The organism is Maribacter sp. PR1 (assembly GCF_028464145.1).
GTDB lineage: Bacteria > Bacteroidota > Bacteroidia > Flavobacteriales > Flavobacteriaceae > Maribacter.
This window is the reverse complement of the sequence record NZ_JAQPCG010000003.1, coordinates 512,926-520,378: the sequence shown is the minus strand read 5'-3', so window position 1 is coordinate 520,378 and position 7,453 is coordinate 512,926. Positions and strand designations below refer to the sequence as shown.

Annotated in this window: 5 protein-coding genes; 1 reads left to right on the top strand and 4 read right to left on the bottom strand. The window is 33.2% G+C overall.

Translation table 11 applies throughout. From position 1 onward, the window contains the following. Positions 1-119: 119 nt before the first annotated feature. Entirely contained in the window at positions 120-1,802 is a 1,683-nt protein-coding gene (locus tag PP182_RS08850) for a DUF262 domain-containing protein (RefSeq protein ID WP_272650889.1), read from the bottom strand. A gap of 414 nt (positions 1,803-2,216) precedes the next feature. On the opposite strand from PP182_RS08850, the gene PP182_RS08845 reads away from it, so the two are divergent. Then, positions 2,217-3,185 (top strand): IS110 family transposase, encoded by a 969-nt coding sequence (locus PP182_RS08845; RefSeq protein ID WP_272650888.1) that lies wholly within the window; start codon positions 2,217-2,219, stop codon positions 3,183-3,185. Positions 3,186-3,324: 139 nt separating this feature from the next. Here the strand turns inward: PP182_RS08845 and PP182_RS08840 are convergent, their stop codons facing one another. The 3 genes from PP182_RS08840 to PP182_RS08830 all read right to left on the bottom strand — a co-directional run bounded on the left by PP182_RS08840 (position 3,325) and on the right by PP182_RS08830 (position 7,357). Next, positions 3,325-4,119 carry a cation transporter gene (locus tag PP182_RS08840; protein WP_034894726.1) on the bottom strand — a complete coding sequence of 265 codons (795 nt, stop codon included), beginning with the start codon at positions 4,117-4,119 and terminating at the stop codon, positions 3,325-3,327. 686 nt (positions 4,120-4,805) lie between these two features. Further along, complete coding sequence (locus PP182_RS08835) at positions 4,806-6,329, bottom strand: hypothetical protein (protein ID WP_272650887.1); 1,524 nt, start codon at positions 6,327-6,329, stop codon at positions 4,806-4,808. After that, a complete protein-coding gene (locus tag PP182_RS08830; protein ID WP_272650886.1) occupies positions 6,329-7,357 on the bottom strand; it encodes a nucleoid-associated protein in 1,029 nt (342 codons plus the stop codon). Before PP182_RS08830 ends, PP182_RS08835 begins: the two co-directional genes overlap by 1 nt. Between the last annotated feature and the right edge of the window lie 96 nt (positions 7,358-7,453).

Below are 7,453 nucleotides of genomic sequence, written 5' to 3'. Positions count from 1 at the left end.
TAGTGTAAAGTTCTGATATAACGAACCGCCGTGTACGAGACCCGTACGCACGGTGGTGTGAGAGGCGCAGTCCGTTCCTAACTAGGGGCGGACCCGTCTACTCGATTAGCCACAGTATTTCATTTCATTTTCCAACACTTAATAGCATCAAAACTGAGTTGTTTCTGTCTGCCGTTAATCAATTCTTTAGTCCAAGTTGAATTAGCCGCTATTTCAGTAGTTATTATAAACTCTGACTCTGAGTAAATTGGTGTCTTTTCTGCAAAGCTCTTATTTCCAATTCTAGAGTTCTTTCTTGAATTCAAGATTGTCATGTTACCCAATCTTTTAAAGTAGAGTTTATGCTCGTCCTCATCAAAGCCTGCCCAATCGTCATTCAATTTTTTAGGAAGCACATGTTCGAGATTTACAATGGTCTCATCATTATTTGGAATAAGTTCTGAGCCTTGGTCATTCCTTCGATAGTTTTCCAAAGTTGATAGTAGATATTTAGCAATAGATGAGTTTGAAATTGTGAATGTTTCAAAGGCTTCTTTGAATCGCTCGTCACTTGGGGTAATACTTTTTAAAGCATCTAAAAGCTCACTCTGGTTTGAGATTTCTCCATTTCTAACCTTCATAGCGGTAATTGAAAAATGTCTTTCAAATACACCGCTACTTAAGGTTCCTGAAACAATTAATCGAACAATTAAGGATAGTATGGAATACAAAGACTTCTCTGATTCCCTTTTGTCAAACTTTGGAAGCATAGCAAGCAATAAAGGTCTTATTTGAACCATTCCTAGTACATTTATAGTACTAATGTTTCTTCTTGTTGCTGTAGAGAAGTCAGACCAATATTGGTGATCAGAATAAAGAAGTGCAGTATAAAGATTAGAATTGTCTGAAAGTTGATTTGAAAACTCAAGAGCCTTGGTCTTGGTCTTGATCGTGTCCTTTATTTTGGTATAAAGCTCTTTTTCTCGAACGTTTCCATAATAGGAAGCCCACAGATATTTTATGTATGGAACTACAGTTGAATTGTTATCTGCTGCTTCAAGTACACTTACCATTGTAATCCAATTTTGCTGGGCTTGTTTGATTGCACTTGCGGATTTATGAAAAAGATAGTTTTTAAGTAAGTCGGATATTGCTAAATCGAGTCCTCGATCGTTGAGAGTTTCAAATATTGTAAAGGCGTTTGAATAGTCAGGAACTTCAACCCAAATGACTTTCACGTTGTTTTCAATGTAAAGAATCCAATCTATCAGTATATCAGAGTTTTGATTATTGGCTTCCAATATTTGGGTCAGTTTGTCATCAATTGTTTGCTTCGCATCTAATAACTTTTGATGACTTAATCTGGTTCCTTTTTTAGTACTTGTGTTTGGTAAATCATTTAGAACATGATTAAAGAAGAAGTCATGGTCATTATCATTTAAGATAAGCCGTGGCACATCTTCTTCAGTCCTTAGCTCATGAGTCATTAAGAAATCATTAGATATTTGGTTAGCCTTTTTTTCGTTTCCTTCCTTTTCAAATATTTTCTTAATGCTATTGATAATTATCGTTATAGTAGCTAGTCGTTGTTGTCCGTCTACCACTTCAGATCTTTTATTTTCGTTATTTTTGACAACAATTGATCCAATGAAATACTCCTTCTCCTCATTTTGAAGTGCGTTGGATATATCAACTAACAAGTCATTGACATGCTTAACTTCCCATGCGTAGTCACGTTGATATTTAGGAACCATCAAACCTTTCAGCTTAAGATATTGTCCTATTCCTTTTAGAGATATGTTGATTTTATCTAATTGACTCATTTCGTTTTTCTATTGTGGCTAACGGTCTTGTATATGGCTCGTAGCGTGCAAATTATCAATATTTTTTTCGGTTAAGCACTAGCCGGATTTTTTAATTTTCTTATTACCTTTTTTTCTCAATAAGTCAAATTAAAAAATTTGGCGGACTTCGCAAATATGCCTAAACTTCGATTAAGCAACTGCCCAGCTATGAGCTATATACGGCTTAAGTTTGATTCTCAGTAAATTGTTGATATAACTAGAAAGAACAAAAGAGAGAATTAAGGTTACTATACACGGTGAAGCTTTAGACTTCGACAACATTGATAATCCTCTCTCTTTTACTACTCAAATCACGTTCAGTTCTGTGAGACCTTGATCTCGTTTTCAAGTTGTTGTGATACCAGTAGCTAGTTCTTTCATAAACCATTTCCTATGAATAAATATAAAGAAACTTTTGGAGTCGACATCAGTAAGGATGTCTTTGACGTACATGGCAGTAACAAGGGCCACGACCGGTACAGGAACGATGAAACGGGATTCAAGAAATATCTTAAGGAATTACCTCAAGGTTCATTGGTCGTTATGGAAGCTACCGGTTACTATCATTACAGACTTGCACAGTTCCTTTACAAAAACGGGGTAATCGTATCCGTTGTAAACCCATTGTCGATAAAGCGTTTTATTCAAATGAAACTGGCCAAGGTAAAGACCGACAAGAGCGATGCCAAGGCTATATGTGACTATGCTTTAATTAATGAGGTTCCTATTTACAATGCCTTGACGGATGTTCAAAGTGAGTGTTTACAGTTGTTCCGGTTATTGGATACATATTTAAAACAACGTACGGCAACCAAGAACAAAATCCATGGAGAAGCTGTTTTGGGTATACCCTCAAAGTTTGTTTATCGTTCCCTGGTACGTAACAAGAAGCAGCTGAATAAGGAGGTGACGGCTATCGAATCAAAGATTCTATCATTGGTAAAAGAGGACCAACAAGAGCAATTGACCTTGTTGACATCCATACCGGGAATAGGACAAAAGACCGCATTATTTCTAATAGTGGTAACCGATGGTTTTAGCAAGTTCGAAACGGCCTCACAGCTTTGTAGCTATGTTGGCATAACGCCGACCATTAGGGAATCCGGCAGTAGTGTAAGAGGTCGTGCACGTATAAGCAAGGTCGGCAATAGAAAGCTTCGGAATCTATTATTTCTATGTTCCTTCAATGCTTGTAAGCATAACAAGGCCTGCAAGGAAGTTTATGAGCGGATCGTAAAAAAAGGGAAAAGCAAAAAACTGGCATTGATAGCGGTGGCCAACAAATTGCTCAAACAGTCCTTTGCCATTGCGAAATCAGGTAGGCCATTTGATGAAACTTACGTTTCCATATTGCCTAGATAAATAGAAGTTAAATTGAATAGAAAAAGCCCGAAGAATCTGATTTTAGAATCTAAGGGCCTAGAATAATATTGTCTCAAATTAAGGAAGAATTTGTTTGTTATTTACCTCAGTTCTTTGTTGTAAGTAGTGCTTTTTTCATTCACTTACTTAATTTCAAAATCCTAAACGCTCCTTGAATTACCAATATAAAAACGATTGTTCCAATAATCAAATCAGGTTTATTAGAACTCAAATAATGCACTAAAATTCCTGCAATTATTACTCCTAAATTTATAATCACGTCATTCGAGGTGAAAATCATACTCGCTTTCATATGTGCTTCTTCTTTACTTTTTGACTTTTGCAAAATATAAAGACAAATTCCGTTTGCGATAAGTGCGAAAATCGAAACGATAATCATTGTCGAAAAATCGGGAAGTTTCTCGTCTCCGAAAAATCTTCTTAAAACTTCTACAAATCCAATAATCGCAAGTATTATTTGAAAATATCCAGCAAGTTTGGCAATCCGTTTTTTCTTTATTACTGTTCCGCCAACCGCAAACAAACTAATTCCGTAAACAAAACTGTCCGCAAGCATATCTAAACTATCGGCAACAAGTCCCATAGATTTTGAGATAATTCCTGTTGTCATTTCGATTATAAAAAACGCAAAATTTATAACGAGTACAGACCAAAGTAGCTTTTTTTGGTTTTTGTTTTCTTTAAATTCCGTTTGGTCGGTTTGTTTAGTCGAGATTTTCTTTCCACCTAAATTTAGTTCGATAACTGACTTTTCGATTTGGTCAATTTCTCCGCTGTGAAAAACGGTCAATTTTCGATTCGGAATATCAAAGTCCAAATTCGCAATGCTTGAAATTCCATCTAATTTCATTCGGATTAGATTTTCCTCTGAAGGACAGTCCATTTTGGTAATTTCAAATATTGTCTTTTTCATTCGGTTTCTGGGTTTTTCGGCATTACTTACAACGTTCTGGCTATGATTAGTTGCGGTGTGAAATCCGACAGGATTTCGGCCCGTAGACTAAACATACTAAATATGTGTGGATTTTCCGAAGGGAAAATCCGCCCGCAATTAATTATAGGTGTTGTTGTACTCAGGTTTTTAACCGTAATAATGACGGATCATTAAAAATCCAAAAACTAGACAAATAATTCCACTAGTTAGATTCAAATACCTATTGTAGTGGCTCTTCAACAATTTTTTCATTCCGTATTCAAATCCACTTGTTATTCCAATCCATAAAGGTTTTTTATTTCCTGCGAATAGAATTAAAGAAAAAAGTCCATTCAGAATAAAATAAACTCCAAAAATTAATGGGTTAAAAAAACCCAGAAAATAACAAGCTATTATTCCTATAACAATTATAAAATTTAAAGTTTTAAGTTTTTCAATCACTTTTGTCAACTTGAGTACAACGGTCGAGTATATGAAAAGTAGCGCTGAAAAAGTGCGCTATCCTTTCGGTTGTACTCGAGCCGAATTTTTAAATTTTTCTATTTATCTTTCTTTTCTCAAATAGCCAAATTTAAAAATTTGGCGACCTCGAAAAAGTGCCCGAACCTTTGTGTTTGCAACTGCTCGCGCTATTTTTTATATACATTGTTGGCAACTGCCTTTTTTCAATTGTTTATCCATTCAGAGATTTTTTTATATAACTCCGTATCTGTTATATCTGAAACGTTATATAACAAATACAATATCATCGAAGCACAGAACAATAAAGTCAAAATTGAAAACCAAAGGATGCTGTAAATTCTCTTTTTTTTATCAATAAAGGACAGATTATCAATGTAATCAGAATCGTTGTTTAAGATTCTATTAATATCGTTCTGGTCTAATAAATCTAAATAACGATCTTTAAGATTTTCATAGCTCTTTACAAATCTTGCTCGTTGAACTTTTATTTCCCAACGTGATACAAAATAATAAATCACTGAACCAATTATAAATGCGGTAGATAATATTATAGCATCTAAAGTGAATACATTTATAAAATCTCCTTTGCTTAGAACTCTAATGACTATTGTAGAAATATAGAAACTAATTAATGCCAATGAGCTTTTTTGAAATCCACTTGCAAAGGATTCTACTATTTTGGTTGCTTTATTATTAAAGTCCAGTAATTGGTCTGAGATTTTGTTTCTTACTTCTACATATTGTTTAATATTATCTTTCTCGTAAACTTTATAACTAGATTGGATAGATTGATAAACATTTTTGTCTAGCTTGAATTCTTCACTTTTATTTAGATGTAGAGTAATAATATTTCTAGATAAGCCAATCTTATCATTAAGATTTCCACTATCATATACCCATTTGAAGATTGGAAAATACTGTTGAATATAACTAAGCTTAATATTAGATAAGTCTATTGAACCTTTAAAAGATTTGTAGCCGTTAATTTTATAGTCTAAAATATCACCATTTAATGATGTAATGTCGAATAGGTAAATTATTGATAAAACGTTAGAGTAAAAATCAAATATTTCTAATAAAACATTATCAACAGATATTTTATCTTCAAAACTGAAATCAGCAGGTGATAAGAAATGACTGTCAACATTATCATAATGACAAACTGTATTTAATTTGGAAATAACAGACTTTCTAGATAACGTTGGTTCGTTAAACTCGGTGTTATTGATAGGTACAAAAAAAATAGATGTTGTATTAATTGGCTTTTCTAATCCAATAGTATTGAAAGTTAGCACTGAACCATTTGAAAAAGCTCTAGTGAAAACTGAAAAAAATTGGCTAGCATTTAATGCATTTATGGTTTTAGTGAATAGTTTAAAGTCATAAATATTACGAGTTGAATTTACAAGCTGTTTTTGGATTAATATCTTAATATTTATTTTTTCATCTTCTTGATGAATGAATTCTTCGTTCAGTTCTTCAAGGAAGTTTGCAATATTGAAATCTTGAGAATTAAGTGTTATTGGTTCTGAGTTGCCAATTGTGACTGTGCAATTAAATGTATCATTGTTAATGGAAAAATTAGAAGAGTTATCAAAATCATCCAAATTATCTGTAATGAGAGATTTTGCTGAATAATCAACCTCAAAAGTACTGTCATCTTCTTTTTCCCTAAGAATTTTGACCTCAGAGAAGATATTAGATAAAAATGTTTCGATGAAACGCATTAATTTTGAATGTTATTTTTTTTAAAATATTTATAGCCCTCATCAGACCTGATTTTTACATATTTACTACCATCAGGATCTTCGTGAGCTAAGATTGCGTTTTCTGGAACATCTTGTTTTATTTCAAGATTAATTTGTTCTGTTAATTTAACTGTATTCTTAAATCTAGCTTTCACTTTTTCTTTTACAATTGTAAACTGATTATCAAATGGTGCCCGTTTTTTAGATGGCAAATCCCTTATTTTACTTTTTAGATTTTCGATATCTAATTCTGCATCGTAAGGTTCATAATTTCCAATCCCATTATCTAAAAAATCATTCATTTCGAAGCTATCGCTTGAACGAAAATATTTTACGGTACTATTTCTTAAATATGTGTAATCTTGTGGATGTTTTTTCTTAATTCTATTGAAAACACCTTTGTCAATTGCGTTGAATGCCTTTTCAGTATTGTATTCATCAGTAAAAACTTTTGAAAGTTCTAAAAAATCACTCCACCAATATTTAGTATCTTTTGGGTTTGTATCATATACTAAAACCTCCTCAACTTCATCTTGATTATTCATTTCGCATACAAAAGCCTTGAATGCTTTTTTCTTTACTGGTAAGCCTCTTTTGAGTTCATAGTTTACATCGTCCAAAAAATCATTGTGGTCAGCTTTGCAAATAATAAATTTTTCAACAGAATCATCATCGATAACCGCTTGTACTACAATTCCTTTGAGAATAGTAACATCTAGTTTATCCATTTGCACCTGTGCCTCAGATTCACTTTTCAATAATCTATTGGCAATTATATTTGTAATGTCAATGAAATCCTCAGAGTTATTTAATCTAGTTATCTGAGCTCTAACTTCGGTTGTTTTACGGTCAAATTCGAAACGTCGACCACTGCTACCAGATATTACAATTTCAAACAACTCAGTTAGATAGCTGATTAATTCATCTCCATAGACCGAAGAATCAATATTTTCTACATCATCTGATTCTATATCAACTTTAGAGATTTGTAGTTCGTTTATTACCATAATATAAATTTTACGATGATGTTTTTAGGTTGTTGCCAACGGTTGGGCTAAGCGTAGTGCGGTAGTAAGGAAGCCTTTCGTTTCCGTCTGCGCACC

Coding starts and splice junctions, on each gene's coding strand:
- PP182_RS08850 (WP_272650889.1), bottom strand. CDS start 1,802: ATGAGTCAATTAGATAAAATCAACATATCTCTAAAAGGAATAGGACAA.
- PP182_RS08845 (WP_272650888.1), top strand. CDS start 2,217: ATGAATAAATATAAAGAAACTTTTGGAGTCGACATCAGTAAGGATGTC.
- PP182_RS08840 (WP_034894726.1), bottom strand. CDS start 4,119: ATGAAAAAGACAATATTTGAAATTACCAAAATGGACTGTCCTTCAGAG.
- PP182_RS08835 (WP_272650887.1), bottom strand. CDS start 6,329: ATGCGTTTCATCGAAACATTTTTATCTAATATCTTCTCTGAGGTCAAA.
- PP182_RS08830 (WP_272650886.1), bottom strand. CDS start 7,357: ATGGTAATAAACGAACTACAAATCTCTAAAGTTGATATAGAATCAGAT.